Origin of the sequence: Streptococcus oralis subsp. oralis (assembly GCF_000960035.1) — a bacterium.
Taxonomy (GTDB): Bacteria; Bacillota; Bacilli; order Lactobacillales; family Streptococcaceae; genus Streptococcus; species Streptococcus oralis_G.
Window position 1 is genome coordinate 711,947 of the sequence record NZ_JYGR01000005.1, and the last position, 19,600, is coordinate 731,546.

At 39.3% G+C, this 19,600-nt stretch carries 16 protein-coding genes, 1 tRNA gene and 1 riboswitch; of the genes, 5 read left to right on the forward strand and 12 right to left on the reverse strand.

From position 1 onward, the window contains the following. The first annotated feature begins 84 nt into the window (after positions 1 to 84). Positions 85 to 267 carry a 4-oxalocrotonate tautomerase gene (locus TZ92_RS06740; RefSeq protein ID WP_001117401.1) on the forward strand — a complete coding sequence of 61 codons (183 nt, stop codon included), beginning with the start codon at positions 85 to 87 and terminating at the stop codon, positions 265 to 267. 134 nt (positions 268 to 401) lie between these two features. Next, positions 402 to 1,775 (forward strand): tRNA uridine-5-carboxymethylaminomethyl(34) synthesis GTPase MnmE, encoded by a 1,374-nt coding sequence (mnmE, locus tag TZ92_RS06745; RefSeq protein ID WP_033629808.1) that lies wholly within the window; start codon positions 402 to 404, stop codon positions 1,773 to 1,775. Positions 1,776 to 1,821: 46 nt separating this feature from the next. Here the strand turns inward: mnmE and dapA are convergent, their stop codons facing one another. The 4 genes from dapA to TZ92_RS06765 form a co-directional block, all read right to left on the reverse strand. Then, positions 1,822 to 2,757, reverse strand: coding sequence for a 4-hydroxy-tetrahydrodipicolinate synthase (gene dapA, locus TZ92_RS06750; RefSeq protein WP_033629809.1), 936 nt, complete (start codon positions 2,755 to 2,757; stop codon positions 1,822 to 1,824). 56 nt (positions 2,758 to 2,813) lie between these two features. After that, complete coding sequence (locus tag TZ92_RS06755) at positions 2,814 to 3,890, reverse strand: aspartate-semialdehyde dehydrogenase (protein ID WP_033629810.1); 1,077 nt, start codon at positions 3,888 to 3,890, stop codon at positions 2,814 to 2,816. Between the two features lie 339 nt (positions 3,891 to 4,229). After that, positions 4,230 to 4,302 (reverse strand) — tRNA-Thr (locus tag TZ92_RS06760). Positions 4,303 to 4,407: 105 nt separating this feature from the next. After that, positions 4,408 to 4,917 (reverse strand): QueT transporter family protein, encoded by a 510-nt coding sequence (locus TZ92_RS06765; protein ID WP_033629811.1) that lies wholly within the window; start codon positions 4,915 to 4,917, stop codon positions 4,408 to 4,410. Further along, a riboswitch (PreQ1 riboswitch) is annotated at positions 4,915 to 5,011 on the reverse strand. Its footprint overlaps the gene before it by 3 nt. Before the next feature lie 28 nt (positions 5,012 to 5,039). Between TZ92_RS06765 and TZ92_RS06770 the strand changes: the two genes are divergently transcribed. Together TZ92_RS06770 and mscL are read left to right on the forward strand one after the other, a co-directional pair. Then, on the forward strand, positions 5,040 to 5,492 hold the full coding sequence (locus TZ92_RS06770) for a GtrA family protein (protein WP_033630186.1): 453 nt from the start codon (positions 5,040 to 5,042) through the stop codon (positions 5,490 to 5,492). A gap of 63 nt (positions 5,493 to 5,555) precedes the next feature. Next, positions 5,556 to 5,936, forward strand: coding sequence for a large conductance mechanosensitive channel protein MscL (mscL, locus tag TZ92_RS06775; RefSeq protein WP_033629813.1), 381 nt, complete (start codon positions 5,556 to 5,558; stop codon positions 5,934 to 5,936). 41 nt (positions 5,937 to 5,977) lie between these two features. Here the strand turns inward: mscL and hemH are convergent, their stop codons facing one another. From hemH to pitA, 6 genes are all read right to left on the reverse strand, one after another. Then, positions 5,978 to 7,072, reverse strand: a complete 1,095-nt coding sequence (gene hemH / locus TZ92_RS06780; RefSeq protein WP_033629814.1) for a ferrochelatase — start codon at positions 7,070 to 7,072, stop codon at positions 5,978 to 5,980. Between the two features lie 77 nt (positions 7,073 to 7,149). Further along, positions 7,150 to 8,022, reverse strand: a complete 873-nt coding sequence (gene srtG2, locus TZ92_RS06785) for a PI-2 pilus system class B sortase SrtG2 (protein ID WP_045594932.1) — start codon at positions 8,020 to 8,022, stop codon at positions 7,150 to 7,152. A 75-nt stretch (positions 8,023 to 8,097) separates the two neighbouring features. Further along, positions 8,098 to 9,099 carry a PI-2 pilus system class B sortase SrtG1 gene (gene srtG1 / locus TZ92_RS06790; protein ID WP_000695087.1) on the reverse strand — a complete coding sequence of 334 codons (1,002 nt, stop codon included), beginning with the start codon at positions 9,097 to 9,099 and terminating at the stop codon, positions 8,098 to 8,100. Positions 9,100 to 9,115: 16 nt separating this feature from the next. Further along, positions 9,116 to 10,381, reverse strand: a complete 1,266-nt coding sequence (locus tag TZ92_RS06795) for a DUF7601 domain-containing protein (protein WP_033629815.1) — start codon at positions 10,379 to 10,381, stop codon at positions 9,116 to 9,118. Beyond that, entirely contained in the window at positions 10,381 to 10,932 is a 552-nt protein-coding gene (sipA, locus tag TZ92_RS06800; RefSeq protein WP_033629816.1) for a PI-2 pilus system signal peptidase SipA, read from the reverse strand. Before sipA ends, TZ92_RS06795 begins: the two co-directional genes overlap by 1 nt. Beyond that, a complete protein-coding gene (gene pitA / locus TZ92_RS06805) occupies positions 10,932 to 13,517 on the reverse strand; it encodes a PI-2 pilus tip adhesin PitA (RefSeq protein ID WP_033629817.1) in 2,586 nt (861 codons plus the stop codon). The genes sipA and pitA overlap by 1 nt, the downstream gene beginning before the upstream one ends. 358 nt (positions 13,518 to 13,875) lie before the next feature. Here pitA and pepT point away from each other — a divergent pair, with 358 nt between their 5' ends. Further along, positions 13,876 to 15,099, forward strand: coding sequence for a peptidase T (pepT, locus tag TZ92_RS06810; protein ID WP_033629818.1), 1,224 nt, complete (start codon positions 13,876 to 13,878; stop codon positions 15,097 to 15,099). 36 nt (positions 15,100 to 15,135) lie between these two features. On the opposite strand, the gene TZ92_RS09690 is transcribed toward pepT, so the two are convergent. After that, on the reverse strand, positions 15,136 to 18,534 hold the full coding sequence (locus TZ92_RS09690; protein WP_071788217.1) for a pneumococcal-type histidine triad protein: 3,399 nt from the start codon (positions 18,532 to 18,534) through the stop codon (positions 15,136 to 15,138). Positions 18,535 to 18,541: 7 nt separating this feature from the next. Then, complete coding sequence (locus TZ92_RS06830) at positions 18,542 to 19,459, reverse strand: metal ABC transporter solute-binding protein, Zn/Mn family (RefSeq protein ID WP_033629819.1); 918 nt, start codon at positions 19,457 to 19,459, stop codon at positions 18,542 to 18,544. Positions 19,460 to 19,600 lie beyond the last annotated feature (141 nt).

Here is a 19,600-nt window from a genome sequence, read left to right on the forward strand (position 1 = left end):
TCTAGTATATCATAATTTTCTGAAGCTTTAAACGGCAAAATGTGGTAAAATAGAAGAAATCAAAAACTAGTGGAGGAAGCTACTATGCCATTTGTACGCATCGATTTATTTGAAGGTCGCACGCTCGAGCAAAAGAAAGCTCTTGCTAAGGAAGTAACGGAAGCTGTTGTCCGCAACACTGGAGCCCCTCAATCAGCCGTTCATGTCATCATCAACGACATGCCAGAAGGAACCTACTTCCCTCAAGGGGAAATGCGCACCAAATAATCCAGCTTAAGCAGAATTGCTTAGGCTTTTTCAATCTCCAAGTAGCATCCATTGAAGAAATAGTCTAATTTTGTTACAATTTGAAGAGATGCTTGGATACCTATCCTAAGAAAAGAAACACAAAAGGAAATAGTATGATTACACGTGAATTTGATACCATCGCTGCTATCTCTACCCCACTAGGTGAAGGAGCCATTGGTATTGTCCGCTTGAGCGGAACTGACAGTTTTGCCATTGCTCAAAAGATTTTTAAAGGAAACGACTTGAGCAAGGTTGCAAGCCATACCCTCAACTACGGTCACATCGTTGACCCGCAGACAGGGAAGGTCATGGACGAAGTTATGGTTGGAGCTATGAAGTCTCCAAAGACCTTCACTCGTGAGGATATTATCGAGATTAACACCCACGGCGGGATTGCGGTAACCAATGAAATTCTCCAACTAGCTATCCGTGAAGGAGCTCGGTTGGCAGAACCTGGTGAATTTACCAAACGCGCCTTTCTAAACGGTCGTGTGGACTTGACACAGGCTGAGGCAGTGATGGACATCATCCGTGCCAAGACAGACAAGGCCATGAATATTGCAGTCAAACAATTGGACGGTTCTCTTTCTGATCTTATCAATAATACTCGCCAAGAAATCCTCAATACGCTTGCCCAAGTAGAGGTCAATATCGACTATCCTGAGTATGATGATGTTGAGGAAGCTACTACTGCTGTTGTCCGCGAGAAGACTATGGAGTTTGAACAATTGCTAACCAATCTCCTTAGAACAGCTCGTCGCGGAAAAATCCTCCGTGAGGGAATTTCAACTGCTATCATCGGTCGTCCCAACGTTGGAAAATCCAGCCTCCTCAATAACCTCCTTCGTGAAGATAAAGCCATCGTAACAGACATCGCTGGTACGACACGCGATGTCATCGAAGAATACGTCAACATTAACGGGGTTCCTCTCAAACTGATTGATACAGCCGGTATCCGGGAAACAGATGATATCGTGGAACAAATCGGTGTCGAACGTTCTAGAAAAGCCCTCAAGGAAGCTGACTTGGTACTACTAGTATTAAATGCCAGTGAACCACTGACCGCCCAAGATCGCCAACTCTTAGAAATCAGTCAGGATACCAACCGCATTATTCTACTCAATAAAACTGATCTTCCTGAAGCGATTGAAACTTCGGAACTACCAGAAGATATCATCCGTATTTCAGTTCTTAAAAATCAAAACATTGATAAGATTGAGGATAGAATCAACAACCTCTTCTTTGAAAATGCTGGTTTGGTCGAGCAAGATGCCACTTACTTGTCAAATGCCCGTCATATTTCTTTGATTGAAAAGGCCGTTGAAAGCCTACAAGCTGTTAACCAAGGTCTGGAACTGGGGATGCCAGTTGATTTGCTACAGGTTGACTTGACTCGTACTTGGGAAATTCTCGGTGAAATCACTGGAGATGCCGCACCTGATGAACTCATCACCCAACTCTTTAGCCAATTCTGTTTAGGAAAATAAGAAAAATCCATGATCGTTCATTCGGTCATGGATTTTATTGTCTTTATTAGTAATCTGGTCTAAGGACACCTGTTACAGTTGCCTTAGTTGCTTCGTAGTCGCCATCTACGACAACTTTGATAATGCGTTTAGCATCTTCTTCTGGTGCTGGAACTAGAGGTAATCGAGTTGGTCCAGCTTCGAATCCCATATAGTTAAGGACTGCCTTAACTGGAGCAGGACTTGGATAAGAGAAGAGGGCGTTGACCTTAGGAATGAATTTACGCTGAATAGCTGCCGCTTTTTTCATATCGCTTTCTGCAATGGCAGTGAACATCGCATGCATTTCATCTCCATTTGTATGAGATGCAACAGAGATAACCCCATCCGCACCAAGATTCATAGCATGGAAAGCGTCTCCATCCTCACCAGTATAAATCAAAAATTCTTCTGGCTTGTGCTCAATCAAGTAAGCCATATTAGCCAAGCTAGTACATTCCTTAACACCGATGATATTTGGATGGTCAGCCAAGCGAAGCATGGTTTCTGGAGTTAATTCAACAACTACACGCCCTGGAATGTTATAGATGATAATAGGCAAGTCAGAAGCATCTGCAATTGCCTTAAAGTGCTGGTACATTCCTTCTTGAGAAGGTTTGTTGTAGTATGGTACGATCGCAAGCCCAGCAGCAAAACCACCAAAATCTGCGACTTCTTTGACAAACTCGATCGAGTCACGTGTATCATTGGTACCTACACCCGCAATCAAAGGAACGCGTCCATTAACAATCTTTTGTACAGCCGCAAAGAGTTCCAACTCCTCATCGTGGGTCAAGGTCGGACTCTCAGCAGTCGTTCCAGCTAGGAGAATGCCGTCTGTGTGATGGGCCAATAAATGCTCAATCAAGGCTGGAATAGCATCAAAGTTGATGGAACCATCCTCATGGAAAGGGGTAATAAAGGCTGTGATGATTTTACACTCTTTTAAATCTTGATAAGACATGAGAAACACCTCTCTATTTCAAAGAAGGAGTTCATCTGAACTCCTAAACGATATGACTATTTTAATTCAAATTTCAACTCAGCTGTTGGGCGAACCAATCCACGTTCGTGAAGCGTTTCTGCAATCTGAACTGAATTCCAAGCAGCACCTTTAAGAAGGTTATCTGAAACAACCCACATGTGGATTCCTTTTTCAGCATCCAAGTCTTTACGGATACGACCAACAAAGGTATCACGTGAACCAACTGCATTGATGGCTTGTGGATAGATTTGATGCGCTACATCATCTTCAAGAACTGCACCTGGGAAGGCTGCGATAGCTGCTTTCACTTCTTCGATTGGAGCCACTTCTTTTGTTTCGATATAAACTGACTCAGAGTGAGCTGACAAAACTGGAATACGAACACATGTTGCAGACACTGCGATGCTATCGTCTTCCATGATTTTCTTCGTTTCCTTAGTCATCTTCATCTCTTCGTAAGTGTAATCATTGTCAGTGAAGACATCAATTTGTGGAAGAGCGTTAAAGGCAATAGGATAGTGTTTCTTGTCACCACCTGAAGGTAAGATTTCCGCATGCAAATCACGTGGATTCACACCGTCATTCAAGACTTCACGAAGTTCACGTTGTGTTTCAAGGATCGCTCCCATACCTGCACCAGAGACTGCTTGGTAAGTTGAAACGATGATACGGTCCAAGCCCCATTTTTGACGAACCGGTTCAAGAGCCACCATCATTTGGATTGTTGAACAGTTAGGGCAAGCAATAATCCCTTTGTGGGCATCAAGTGCGTGAGCATTGACCTCTGGGACAACCAAAGGAACATCTGGATTTTGACGGAAATAAGATGTGTTATCTACTACTACAGCTCCAGCTTGAACTGCGTATGGTGCATACTTAGCTGATGTCGAACCACCTGCTGAGAAGAGTGCAATATCAACACCCTCAAAAGCGGTCTCAGTCGTTTCTTCAATCGTAATATCTTGGTCTTTAAATTTCAAAGTCTTGCCTGCTGAACGTGCAGAAGCAAGGTAACGAATTTTATCGATTGGAAGTGTTGATTCTTCCAACATTTTTATCATCTGAGCTCCGACAGCACCTGTCGCGCCGACTACAGCAACTGTATATCCCATAAATAACCTCTTTCGGAATTTTCTAAAAATTTCTATAATAGATGTATTATACTACTTTTTCCGGAAATTGAAAAGCATTTTTGGGTTATATTTTCTGAAAACTAAAAATCCCTAGTCATTGACTAGGGACTAAGAGGCATCTTCATGTGATGAGCAGGTTCACACAACTCATCAAGGTCCGCTCCTGCGTTATGACCTCCTTATGCTCAATAGTAGTCCGAAGACTACCTATCGACTCATCGCAAGTTTAATTCTACTATGCTTTGCTGACTTTGTCAAGGCTAATGCGGGGTAAATATAAAAAACTCTCGAATATCAAGAGTTTTCCTGTCTAAATAATGCTAATTGCCGGGATTGAACCGGCGACCTCATCCTTACCATGGATGCGCTCTGCCAACTGAGCTAAATCAGCTTACCTAAAAAGTATACTATAGTTCTATGCTCTTGTCAAGCGCTCTCTTTTAATTTTCTGGAATGAAAAAAGCTAGATTTATCAAGAATCTAGCTTATAAACTTCTTATTTTGTAAGGTCGATTCGCTGTCCTAGTTTTCCGATTAGGATTGCACCGACGATAAGCGATGCAAACTCTCCAATCCCTGTAGAAAACCAAGTAAAGAAGAATGGAGCTTCAGCAACGATATGAAGTTCTGCTGCAATGGTAATCATTGAAATTGAGAATAGGATTGAAAATAAGAAATGATCTTTTCGAATCAAACCATTGAACAAATAGTCTTTCTTATACTTGCTAAAGAGCCAAACACCTAGACTAAGGAAAACTAGGGTAGATCCTCCGCCGACAAAGACATCAATTATGCCAAAACTAAAGAAATTAGCAATCATACAACCAATCGTCACACCGATGATGTATTTAGGATTGTAAAAAGCCAAAAAATTCATCATCTCAGAAATACGGAACTGGTAAGCACCGAAGCTAATAGCATTTAGTGGTGGGGTAATGGTTAAAACCACATAGATAGCAGCAACGATGGCAATATCTGCCATGTCACGAACAGTTAATTTTTTCATGTTTTCTCCTTTGGCGGTTTCCCGCGTAAAATATGCTTGGTGAAAGAAGCTAAGCACCAAGGGTTGAGTGAATCAACCTTACCAGTATAGCACAATATATGACTTTATGCTATACTAAAATCATGAAAAAACTAATAAAAACTTTTTTTGATAGCGAAATCCTCTCTTATCTATTTTTTGGTGGTGCTACTACTTTAGTATCTATTTTATCACGTTTAGGTATTTACCATATCAGTCATCAGGAAATCCTAGCAACAGCAGTCGCTAATATTATCGGTATTCTTTTTGCCTTTATCACAAATGATACATTTGTTTTTAAACAAGAGAGGAAGAATTGGTCAATTCGACTAGTTAAATTTTTCTTAGCCCGTCTCTCTACTCTTGGCCTGGACCTTCTTTTAACTTATATCTTTGTTACAACCTTTCCTGATGTTATTGGCCAGTTTGTTAAATATAATATAGATAAAGTTAATACTATCGAGACCATATTAGCACAGATATTGATCATTATTTTAAACTATATTCTCAGTAAAATCTATATTTTTAAAAAGGGCAATTCATCTCAAAAACATTAATCTTGCAATTCGTTCGATTTTAGCGTATAATAAGAATGAAATTTTGGAAAGGAATTTATGAAAATGTTAAAGGATCTTAAAGAATTCTTGCTTCGTGGTAATGTAGTTGACCTCGCTGTCGGTGTGATCATTGCTTCTGCATTTGGTGCTATCGTTACTTCATTTGTTAACGATATCATCACTCCACTTCTATTGAACCCAGCTTTGGAAGCTGCGCAAGTACAAAACATCGCTGAGCTTGCATGGAATGGTGTTACATATGGTAAATTCTTGAGCGCTGTTATCAACTTCCTTGTTGTGGGTACAGTTCTCTTCTTCGTTATCAAAGGTATTGAAAAAGCGCAAAACCTTCGTAAGAAGGAGGAAGTGGTTGAGGAAGCACCTGCTGCTCCAACTGAACTTGAAGTTCTTCAAGAAATCAAAGCTCTTCTTGAGAAAAAATAAGACAAATAAAGGATCTAGCTTAAAGCTAAATCCTTTTTTCTTTACTCTTTTGGTAACTTCCCAGCCTTTTCGAGCATTTTCTTAATCAAGTAAGGCATCTTCACATTTTCACGGCCTTTTTTCTCAATGAGTTTTTTGACAAATTCTGGCATCTGAAGGTCGTCTGTCTCCTCCATGATGTCCTTGGTTGTTGCCGAAGGTGCTAACTCATCAAAAGTTTCTTCTTCTGGGAGAAAATCTTTAAATTCTTTGTCTTCATTGGCTCTTACAGTAGCAACTAAAGCGTCAATTAAACGGCTATCCGTATTGGGCATAGGGGGGCGATGGTAGGTGACACCTAATTCTTGACACAAATCATAACATTCTACATCGTTGTCAAACAAGACTTCGATGTGCTCACTGATAAAACTAATCGGGATAAAAATATAATGTTCGGGATGTTGCTTTTGTTCTCGTAAATACTCTAAGACATCTGGCTTGATCCAAGGGATTCCAATATCACTTTCGCTCTGCCAAGTATTGGTATACTTGTCTGTCATTAGGCCGAGTTGTTCAGCAATTAGCTTGCTATTATCGAAAATCTGATCGATATAAGGATCTCCATAATCCAAGGCAAAAATGGGGACGCTATGGGCTGAAAAGATCACCTTGAAAGACTCTTCTCCCACATGGTTTCGTAAAATTTTTCTAATCTCATCTGTCCAAAAGTCCAGCAAAGCCTGTTGTTGATACCAGTCCTTAATAACTAAAAATCGGATCTGCTGGCTTTCCAGAAACTTTTCATACCCCATGACTGAGTAAAAGGAATAATGAGGTTCCAAAATCAAACAAATACATTCTTCAATACCATCAGACTCCATCTGCTTGATCACGTCTGGGATAAAGGGACGAGAAAACTTATTGGCAAAGTAGATACCGTACTCCTCCCCTAAACGTTCTCTTACTAAAGCAACTTCTTCCCTTGTAATCCGCTGCAAGGGCGTCCCACCGATAAGGACGTAGTTGTCATAGAGGGTCTGAATCTCGTGGTCTTGGGGTCTAACACCACGACGAATGTTTGTAAAAAATTCTGCTACTCCTTCAAAACTAATCTCCTCTGGAGATCCAAAGGTCATCATCAATATTGCTTTTTTCATGTTATCATCCTTATGATATTATTTTCACTATCAATTCTATCACGAAAGAGAAAAATAGTAAACGCTTCCGACGTCTACTATTTCTTTTGTTCTTTTGTATTTCTATCTCGCCTCATGATTAGGATGATAACGACAAGGAGCAAAATAACGATAATCAGGAGAAGAAAGGCAAGGATATAAATCCAATGCGTTGGAATCCCTTGGTCAAAATAGCGTGTTCCTACTGCTTCCCCACTTTTATCCTGGGCTGCTTTTACTGGTGCATCCGTTATTTTAGCTAAGAGGATATGTCTTCCGTTGGTAATATTAAGGAAACAGGTGCTTAACAAAACAATCTTGTCCGTTGAGGTCAAGGAGACATCTCGCTTGTACTTGGCTTTACTTAGCAGATATTGATAGTAAGCCTGGTGTTCCTCATCGTTGGAACTCAAAGTCCGGTAAATCTCTGTATCATAGGCATCTACTTCTAAAATCCCAAATATCTCAAGACCGCTTTCACGACCATTGTAGTAGATAGAACCATAGCGATGTTTTTCAAAAAAATCTTGATCCGCAAATTTTTGAATCTCCCCAAACATAGCACCAGAAGCCATGGAGTGACCATAGATGATGGTGTTAAAGTCGGTAAAGTTGGGGTTAAAACGATAGTCTAGGAATATAGAACCTGACACAGTATAATCGCCAAAGGCATTGCGATCAAGGTATTTGATATTGTCCTGACTCTGTAAGAGAGGATAGTCTACCTTGGTCCCATCGAGGCTAATCCAACCACAAACATCCTTGTTGAGGTGCTGCAAGGTTTCAAAGCCCGTACTGCTGGCATCCTTTTCAATGGGATTATAATGATCGTAGTCACTCGCAAGAACTCTATCAGCTGTAAAAAGACAGAAAAAAGCTAGAAAGAGGGATAGAATGACCTTTATGGTCTTTTGACTCGTACTTGTTTTCATATTTCCTTCTTTCTCCTTTCTAGCCTTGAAAATAAAAGAGCAAGAGAGGCTGTCCCTTTCTCTTTTATTGGTAGTTTAGTCAGTAATGGTATCTGCTCCTTCTTCCTTTGCTTCTCTTCTACGACGCAAGATCAAGTAGAGGATGATGAGCAAGAAGATCAATAGCAAGAGCAAGATAAACAAGATGATGTACCATATCCACAAAGGAATCGATGAGAGAAATCGTCCAAGTGACGAATCATCAAAGACACTGTAAGGGAATGGTTTTGATTTTTTCGTATGGAAGGTGTTCTTTGGAACCGTATCCGTAATCTTGGCAACTACGATATGTCTCCCATTTGTTACGTCTAGGAAACAGGTACTGAGAAGGATGATATGGTCATTTGGCCCCAGTGTAATGTCTCGTTTGTGGATGGCAACCGAGAGTAAGTGATCGATATATTCTTGGCGCCGATCATCCCCATTAATACCTGGATCGTAGATGTTAAAGTCATAGGCGTCTACCTCAAGCATCTCAAAGATCTCAAGACCTTTTTCAACGCCATTATAGTAAATACTACCGTAGCGATGCTGGTCAAAAAATTCCTTATCAGAAAACTTTGCTACATCTCCAAACATAACCCCATTTTCTACATGGTGTCCGTAGATGATGGTATTAAAATCCTCGAACTTGGATTCATTTCGAGCCTCAAGAAAAATAGCTCCTGTAGCTGCAAATTCTCCCTTGGAATCTTTGTTCAGGTACTTTTCATTGTCTTTGGCTTGGACTAAGGGATAGTCGATATTGGTGCCATAGACATTGATCCAACCGAGAACCTCTGGGTTGACTTGCTGTAGCTTGTGAAAGCCAGAAAAACTAGCAAGCTCATCCTTCTCACTGGTACTAACAGGTCTATAAGCCTCATACTCACTTGATGAAGCCTGAGAATAAACCTGATTGGCATCCCAAAGGGCGTAGAAACCAAAGAGAAAGACTAAGGCTGCCAAGAGGAGCAGGATATGATTCATCAATGCATCTACAGCAAGGACCAGACGCCTAGACAAACTCCTTTTTGGTTTCTCACGCTTGATTTTCATAATTCAAACCAGTTGCCTAAGCTTGTCTGCGTTTTTTAGACAAAACAACAAATCCAGCCAAACCAAGACCAATCATCAAGATGAAAGGAAGATTGTCAATCAAGAGACCAGTAGGGGTAACGTCTGGCAAGCTATTTGTGATAGTATTGTTGTTTGGTTTTTCACCAACAAGGATGTTGTTTTGAGTAAAGTCTGAAGAAGCTCTTCCATCTAGATTTTTACTTACTCCGTTTTCCATATAAGCAGCTGAAGCCATATATCCTGCAGTTCCAACTTCTACTAATTTATAACGAGTTCCTGCTGGAATCGTGTCAAATACTAGGGATTGATCATGGTGCAATGTGATTGTTGTTTCTTTTCCGTATTCAAATGTTTTAGACTGATTACCAATTTGTCCTACAATGGAATTGTTTTCTTCTGTTGATGCTTTTGTGAAAGTAAGCTTGAAAGTGAAATCTTTCGATTTATCTGCTGTCGCTCCAGACACAACTTTTTTAATTACTAATGATTTCGCATTAGGATCATAATGTCCAAGGTGAGAATCATTAGGATGGGGATCTTTAGGATCTGTTATCTTACCAGCATTTTTACGATAGATATTTGTAAATAAATCATATTTGTATGTAGGCCCTTTTTCAGATGGCTTCACTTTAGCAGTAGCTCCTGTTGTAACTTGTTTAAAGTATACTGATGAAATATAAACTCCTGAGGTACTTTTATTTTTAACAATAACGTGCATTTCATAGCTACGATCATCAAATGTCATTGAGTCAATTGCAACTCCACCTTTTTGCATTGGTTTCCAACCCACATTTTGTTTTTCAGCAACAGTATAGACATATTCTCCAGCGTGTGTGTAGCTCACATTTTCAAAAATATTTCCAGTGCTCTTCTTAATACTTGTTTGACCACTCAACAAAACATCTGTTTCTGAATAATTTACTGTTTTATCTGCTATTTGACCGTTTGAGGAATTGATTGTTTCATATAGTACCCCGTTAGATGAGGTACCTGTTTTAGGTGTAAAAGTAAAGGTAAAGTGAGCGTAAGGTGTAGTGATTCCTTCCGCAATATTCAACACCTTGTTAATGGATACTTGTGCATTTGTTTCTCCATTGGACATTGCAGTTGCGTCAGAGTTTTCATCCGCAAATGTTGGCAATCCTCTAAAGACCGACAAGGCGGTTACAGCTGCAATACTTGCAGTAACTAATTTTTTCAAAAATGTTTTTTTCATGATTATTCCTTTTATTTTTAAATTTCTTTTTTCATAAATTATCATCAAAAGCCCCGTCGCCTTAGGACTGTTACCACCTTGCCATGGGTATCCTGTATAGGAATAGTTCCAAAAGCACGGCTATCTACAGCCGTTGTTCGATTGTCTCCGAGGACAAAGAGTTGTCCTGCTGGGACTTTCATTGGGAAGCTAGCCCCTTCCTTATAGAGCAGCGTTTCTTTGTAGATATCCTGCTCTTGTTGAGGAGAACCGTTGATAATGAGACCATTTTCATTTATATCGATCGTACTTCCTTCGGTTGCAATGACACGCGCCACTCTTTCCTTACCCTTATAACTATAGACAAGCAGATCACCAATCGAATAACGTTTATCCAACCTATAGTAGACAACCAAGTCGCCATCTTTTAAGGCTGGCTTCATGCCATCGTCATTGTATCTCAATAGTCCAAAGACAAAAAAGTAAAGGGTGGCCAGTACAAATCCAACCATCAGAAGCTTACTGACTAAGTAGAGGATATCTCCCCATACACTCGGCGGAGACTTATCCCAATTGACTTGTGTTACTGTTTTCTTATGTTTCTTTTTAAGTAGCATTATTTTCTCCTATGTACCACTAGATATCCGAGCAGGATTGTAAAGAAGATTCCTCCTAGAGGAAGGATTATTCCTAACATGAGTGTACTGCTGAGGAAGTCAACTCCGGTTTCAGGTACACTATTCTTATTATTCGTGACTGTCGCGGACTTATCCCCATCCAGCTTGCCTTCTTGATTTTCATAAGAAACCTGATATCCACGCGAAGAGTTTGATTCCTCTTCTACGGTATAGTGACTATCGAGTGGAAGTCCATCAATTTTTATGGTTTGGTCTTTGTTGAGATCAATAGACGCTCGACCATTCGTGAATTGCAGAGAGGTTCTTTTATTATTCACCGTTGCATTATAGGTTCCATTCAATGGGCTATTCTGAGCATCTCTGATGTTAATGGTAATTTTGAAGGATTTTAATAGATTGGCAAATACGCCTGTAACTTTTTTTGTGACTGATAAACTTGGAAGCTTGTGATTTGTGACAATACTGGTTTCGTCTTTATTCAGATCACCCTCTTGATTCTCATATGTAACGTGGTAACCATTCGTTGATGCCGCTTCTTCTTCAACCTTGTAATGTGTTCCATACGGGAGATATTTTAGAGATTTTTCGGCATTATGTGTTAATGGTATTTGAGCACGTCCATTAGTAACTTTGATATCACCGAAAGTACCATTTATAGGATTTCGTTCTTTATCAGTTAGCTCGATGTTAATATTAAAACTCTTATTCGATGTATCTTCAGGGACTAATATCTTTCTTATCGTCAAACTAGGTAATTGACGATAAGATACTTTAAAGGTTGGCGATTGGTCCGTTCCTTCTTTTTTTACTTCCTTAGTAAAACCTGGAACATCAGGGGCTGTAAGATCATATTGATAACCCTTAGCTACTTTTTCAAAATTGGAAGTTTCACTTAGCTCACCTGCTTTTACTCCAACACTAGTTTTCCTGTATTCATTCTTGTCTGTTCCAGCACTCTTGCTCTTTTGAATTAATTTAAAATCTAAAGCCTTAGGTTGACTAGCTGTTACTGTGCTACTTCCATTAACACCTTCCCACTTCACTTCCACCGGAACCGTTAATGGATCCGAAGGCTTAAATGTTGGGTTGTCAGAGTATTCTTTGGTCTTGGTTTGAGAGGTGCCTATTCCATAGGAATAGGTGACACTGGCACCTTTATTGGAGTAGAGTTTATTGACATCAGAACCTTCAGCATCACCAGCCTCTAGTTTTTTATCACCAGCAATAGCATCCAAGGCTTCTTGACTTGATGTAACAGTGAATTTTAGAACGTATCTAGCCCCATCTTCTAAGGAATAATTCGAAGAAAATTTAGCCGTAACTTCCACTAATCCTTCTGAGGTTGTCTTGGTATCAAAAGTTACTTGCTCTTCGGTTAATGTTTCACTACTTCCAGCCTTTTCTTTCACTACGCGAAACTCTGACGATCCGTTCGGTAATAGCTGAACATACTTAGAAAGAACATCTTTGATAGTCACGTGGTGGATTCCCAGTGGCAGAATCTTATCAGTGATATCTTTGAAACTGTCTCGTAACTGCTCTTCATTGTTTGCGGATAGGATTTCATTAGGAATGGAAGAATTGTGGTACCTGATATAATACTGCAAACTGGTAATACTATCGACATTATTTGAATAACGAAACTTAATAGAGTAAAAGCCAGCTAGTTTTGGAGCGAGACTATAGGCGAGATTATTGATAGATACATCTAAATTATTCCAGAACCAATCTGGTGCCGTTTCTGATCCATCTTGATTATTATAGTTATAAACTGTATAACCACTGTCGTTGTAATACATATTGGCAAACCCATCTGATAGAACAATAACAACCTTCTTGGCATTTGGTCTTGCACTATCTATCAATTGATTAGCAATACGAATACCCGCGCTAATATTGGTTCCTGTACCGATTCCTGATTCAGTCCCTATTGATTGACCACCAGCAATTCTCATATTACTGACTGCAGTCTTTGAACCACTAGCATCGTTATTCCAATTTAAAATTGTTTCCGCATCATCCCATGGGGATACACCATCATAAAATGCTGTTCTCTCTTCATACGGCCAATACCGATACCCCCACTCCCATTTTCGGTAGTAGGAATTCCATGCTTGTTCCGCAAACTTATTATCAATCTTTCCACCAAAACCTACCATGGATAACCGATTATTTGAATTGGATAAAATCGTATCAATTAATCCCTGACGATTTCGAGTTCCTTTAAGGGTATTTTTTAAAGCATCCAATCTTGTAATTGTTCGGCCAGTAGAAGAAGGAACATCTCTCTTATTCATACTTCCTGAGAGGTCTGCTACTAAAACAACATCCAAGGGATCCGTTTGGGTCTCCGTTCCCAGTTTGGATGTGATATCCAATGACAACTCATACTTGTCATCCTGTCCTGATATCGGAGTAATTGTCTTATGAAGAGTTGTCTGAGGTTCTGTAGTAGAATCTGCATTTAACAGACTTATCGGAGCACACAAAAACAGAATAGCTAACAGTGTAACTAAACGGCGCGCAATAATTTGAACTTTCTTAAAATCGAAGCGAATGTTCATTTTATTCTCCTTAATTATTTTGCTTTTAAATCTATTGTTATATCAATCTAAACATTTGCAAGACAATTGTACAATAAAGTTCACGCAGTGTCAATTAATATGATTAATTTTATATTATGTTAATTAATAAAAGAGTATGATTCTTCTTTGTCTTTCAAACTATTCTATGGTAAAATGATAAAAGAAATAAAAAATCTCATAAAATATCAATGCATATATTTTATTCTAAGATATCCAAGATTTCATTTGAAAGTCTATTGAATTTGAATTGTTATATTTTTTCAAAATTCATGAAATTTTCAGAATGAGGCTTTTTCCGAAGATAGCATTCTATTTTATGATTGTTAAAGGAGTTTTTATGACTTATCCGAACCTTTTAGATCGTTTTTTGACCTACGTTAAGGTCAATACTCGTTCTGATGAACACTCTACTACTACTCCAAGTACGCAAAGCCAGGTAGATTTTGCGACCAATGTTCTTATTCCCGAAATGAAACGTGTCGGTCTGCAAAATGTTTACTACCTTCCAAATGGTTTCGCCATTGGTACCTTACCAGCTAATGATCCTAGCTTGACACGCAAGATTGGCTTCATCTCCCACATGGACACAGCTGACTTTAATGCTGAGGGAGTTAATCCGCAAGTCATCAAAAATTACGATGGTGGAGCTATCGACTTAGGAGATTCTGGTTTTAAACTCGATCCTGCTGATTTCAAGAGCCTTGAGAAATATCCAGGCCAAACGCTTATCACAACTGATGGCACGACCTTGCTGGGTGCTGATGACAAGTCAGGGATTGCTGAAATTATGACTGCTATCGAATATTTGACAGCTCATCCTGAAATCAAACACTGTGAGATTCGAGTTGGTTTTGGACCAGATGAAGAAATTGGTGTTGGAGCTAACAAGTTTGATGCTGAAGATTTTGACGTTGACTTTGCCTATACTGTTGACGGTGGTCCGCTAGGAGAACTTCAGTACGAGACTTTCTCAGCAGCAGCTGCTGAACTTCATTTCCAAGGGCGCAATGTTCATCCTGGTACTGCTAAAGGTCAGATGGTCAATGCCCTTCAGCTAGCGATTGATTTTCATAATCAACTTCCAGAGAATGACCGACCTGAATTGACAGACGGTTATCAAGGTTTCTATCATCTTATGGATGTGACAGGTAGTGTCGAGGAGGCGCGTGCAAGCTACATCATTCGTGACTTTGAAAAGGATTCCTTTGAAGCACGTAAAGCAGCTATGCAAGCCATCGCTGACATGATGAATCAAGAGCTTGGGAATGATCGCGTGACTTTAACTCTGACAGACCAGTACTACAATATGAAGGAAGTCATTGAGAAAGACATGACATCCGTTACCATTGCTAAAGCTGTTATGGAAGATTTAAATATCACGCCTATTATCGAACCAATTCGTGGTGGAACAGATGGCTCTAAGATTTCCTTTATGGGAATTCCAACTCCAAATATCTTTGCTGGTGGTGAAAACATGCATGGACGTTTTGAATACGTCAGCCTTCAGACTATGGAGCGTGCGGTGGATACCATCATTGGCATTGTATCCTATAAAGACTAAAAAAGACGAGGTAGCTTAGCTACTTCGCCTTTCTTTTTATTCTACTGGTTTTTCTTGATTTCCGGTACTTGTTGTAGATTCTGTTGTTTCCTTTTCTGAAGTTGATTCAGCTGGTTTAGAATCTGTTGCATTACTCGGTTTGTTTTCGTCGCTGGTAGTTTCGCTGTTAGATTCTGCAGTTGCTGATGTTTCAGTTTCAGTACTTGTCTTACCACTATTTGCTTCAACATTTCTTGCTGGGGTTGCTTCTTCACCGACGCTTGATTTTGACTTGATTTCTTGATTTAAGACCAGAATAGATTTTGTCAATTCAAGTAAAGCGGCTTTATCTTTACTCTTAGTAGATAGCTGATCTAGTAGAGCATCAACCTTATCAAAGTCTGCATCAGAACCCTTATTATTTTCTAAATATGAGTGAAGCGACATGAGAATATCGTAGAGTTTTTGATAGAGTACAAGTGTCTGAGGATCTTGCTCTGCATTTTCCTTCTCTTGTTTAAGGGCGCTAGCGATACGAGTCAAGACGTCTTTCACCTGACTATTTACTTCATCCAAGTCTGCATCAGCCTTGTTTGTGGCAGCTTTGAGATTTTCTACTTCTTCTGCCAAGGATTGTTTGATGCCTTCTTCTTGGATTTGTTCCAAGAGTTGATTTGCCTTGCTCAGGAGACTTTCTACTTGTTCCTTGCTAACATGGTTGACATGTTCCTCAGGCATAAAGTCTCCATACAATTCCTTCAAGAAGCCATAAATAGCTGTTTTGGCACTTTGATTATCGACTTTTTCAGTATCTAGAACTGTTTGCGTTGATTTTACAGTAGTTGGTTGAGCTTTCAAAGCTTCTTCCACTTCTTGTTTTGTCTGATAGATGCTTGGGAATAATTTGTTCAATTCTGCTGCCTTAAGGAAGGATTGAGATTGATACAAGGTCCAAGTCAACTGAGCTACTTTATTTCGCAGTTCATCACTCAAACGACCATCATTTACGTGTTCGTAGAAATACTTGATGTATTCTACAGTTGTAACACCTGTTCGATCATTAAAGTCTTGTAAGGCTTGAAGTTGTGATTCAACCGCTGCTAAACCAGCCTCATCTTTAGCTAATTTAGCTTCTTGAAGTTGAACGAGAAGCTCTTTCTTAGGAAGACCATAAGAGTCTGTATCTAGTGTATTGATTTTATCAATCAAGGCCTGATATTTCTTATCTAGAGCGCTTGTTTCAACAGGTTTGATACTTTCATCAATATGGATATATTGCTTATCAAAAAGATCAAGTGTTGCAAGATAACCTGCCGTAGAGTTGGTTGCTAGTTTCTTCATATTTTCAGTAAACTGACCTAAAGCTAATTCAATCTGTCTTTGTGCGATAGGCTTGTCTTTGTAAATATTTCTGCTATATTCTAAAAGTTGATCCACTTTAGATAGAACAGTTTGTTCATCAAAAGCCCCAGGTTGATATGTCGATTGTAGGGCCGGAATCTTATTTTTCAAAGCTACTTCATAGCCCTTGGTTTGAACCTTGATGTAGTGATTGTGGTCTCCGTGAGGAATCACAAAACTACCATTTTCTACTTGCAAACTATAAGGAGACACCCCATCACGTAGTGCAGTCGTATAAAGTTCATTTAGGAAATCCAGTTCTGGATTTCCAGTTTGGAGAGGAATACGAACATGTTCTTTTCGAACGGCATAGGGATGGATATGGGTTGGATCATAAGCTTGATCCGGATTTCCAAAGACAAAGAATCCATTTGAAATGCGAATGGCTTCTAGCGGTACACCGTAGGTCTTAGCAATATACTCCATTTTTTCTTTGTCACTGGCCTCTCTAGAAAATGCTTCTACATCTTTTGCAAGAGGTTTAACAGACTCCGTTTTATTACTGTTTAAATGTTCTTGAGCAGCTTTAATCTGATCTTTTGTTAAATCTTTTTTAAAGAAATAGTGGTTGTGATCTCCATGAGAAACGACAAATCCTTTATCATCTTCACTTATCACTCGATCTGCTGCAAAGCCATGATCGTGTTCTTCCTCATGATGGTTTCCATGGTTATCATGATGGTGTTCTTCTGGTTTACTAATGTGGTTATCTGGGCTAGTTTCTGAATGTTTATTTCCGTACAAGTGATCTTGTGCTGCCTTGATTTGCTCAGGTGTCAAATCTTTCTTAAAGAAGTAATGATTGTGATCACCATGACTCATGATAAAGCCAGCTGCATCTTCGCTGATGACTCTATCCGCATCAAAGCCGTGATCATGGTCTTCACCATGATGGTGGTCATGCTCATCTTCATCATGGTCCTCATGACTTGGACTTGGTGTCACTGGTGACTTAGCTTTCAAATGATCTTGTGCTGCCTTGATTTGCTCAGGTGTCAAATCTTTCTTAAAGAAGTAATGATTGTGATCACCATGACTCATGACAAAACCTTCTGAATCTTCACTTATAATTCTATTTGCATCAAAACCATGATCGTGTTCCTCTTCTTCATGGTGAACATGTGGTAACGGATTATTTGGTGTAGAATTAGAAGGACTTTCTAAGCTTGGAGTGTTAGATTGTGCTTGATGATTGTTAAGAGATGATTTAGGGATATAGTGATAGTGGTCCCCATGTCGTACGATATAAGCATCGCCAGTATCTCTGACAATATCATTAGGGTTAAAGACATAACCATCATCTGCTGCAGAAACACCATTATTCGGTGTCAGTGACAAGGGTTGACTGAGAGCTGAACTATTGCCAGATAAATAAGCCTTTGCGGCAGCTAATTCACCCGCTGACAGATCACTCTTAGGAATATAATGGAAGTGTCCTCCGTGGGGAACGATATAAGCATCTCCTGTATCTTCAATGATATCAGAAGCGTTAAAAACATAACCGTCATCAGTTGTATAACGTCCTTGAGCTCTAGCTGCCACAACTTCCTTAGAATCATTTTTTTGGTCAGATGTATGCCCTTGTTTTTGTTTTTCAATTTGTTCTTTGGTACGAATATTTTCAGCTTGACTAGCATTTTTTAGGTAGACATAATATTTTCCATCAACTTTGATGATGTAACCACCTTTAATTTCGTTAACGATGTGTTCATCACGCAATTGATAACTTGGATCTTTCATGACTAGTTCTTCGCTGAAAATCGCGTCAAAAGGAACTTTACCATTGTAGTAATGGAAGTGATCACCATGTGAAGTCACATAACCTTGATCGGTGATTTTCACAACAATTTGTTCAGCCTGAATGTCTTCTTTTTTGCTAACTTGATCTGGTGTTTGGGACTCTGTTTTTTGAGAGTCTTGCTTCCCATCGACATAAGACACACGGTTATTATCTTTGTTTCCTTCTACCTGGTGTTGGTTCAATGCATAGATGCAAAGACTTAGGGAAAGGACAAGAGCCGATCCTGCTACAATATATTTCTTCTTCATTTTCATCATCTCCTCATTTTAATTCTTCTGCAAGAACATTCATGTTTTCTTCTAGATTTTCTAAGTAAGTTTTGTCATTTTCAGGATCTGCTTCTAAAGGATTGAGTGTCTTTAGGCTAACTCCTGTTGATTTGACCAAGGTCTCAGCGACTTTAGAAGAAGCATTGCTCTCAGTAAAGATGGTTTTAACCTTATAGGTTTTAACGAATTCTTGGATTTCTGTCAACTGTCTCGGACTTGGCTCTTGTTCAGGGGAAATCCCTGCTATACCAAGTTGTTTCAAACCAAAGCGTTTAGCGAGATAAGAAAAGGCTGTGTGTTGTGTAACAAAGGTCTTTTGACTCGCTTTTTCAAAAACAGGCTGGTACTTCTTAGTCAATTCTTGGGCTTTAGCGATAAAGTTTTTAGCATTCTTTTGATACGTTTCCTTATTAGCACTATCAATCTCCGAAAGTTTGTCCGCAATAATCTGCGCCTCTTCGCCTGCTTTTTCAGGATCTAACCAAGTGTGAGGATCGTAGAGTGTTTTTTCATCAATACCGTCACCAGCTTCTACATCTTCCAAACCTGGTACACGCTCCAACATCATTCCTTCAGAAGCTTCTAAAACTTTAACTTTTGAGTTTTTCAAGTTAGGATCTAGACTTCCCGCCCAAGATTCGAGCGTATGAGAATGGTAGACAAAGACATCCGCATCATAAATGGCAGCAATGTCATTTGCTGACGGTTCAAAGGAGTGAATCCCACTACTTGACTGAATCATCCGAACATCATTCAAGTCACCTGATACCTCTTTGACCATTGCATAGATTGGGTAAAAACTTGTTACAATCTTCATCCCTTTTGCTTCTTGTTTTTCTTTTTGACTACATGCTCCTAAGACAAGAACCAAGAGACCTACCACTAATAATAGAAATGTTCTTTTTTTCATCATTACTCCTTAACTAGTATTTAACCGTTTAATTAACTAGTAAATAGTTTATCTTTATTTACACTATATGTCAAGTTATTTTGCACATTTCCATGAAAAAAATGAGAACTAGAACTCACATTCTGCTCTCATTTTCGATTT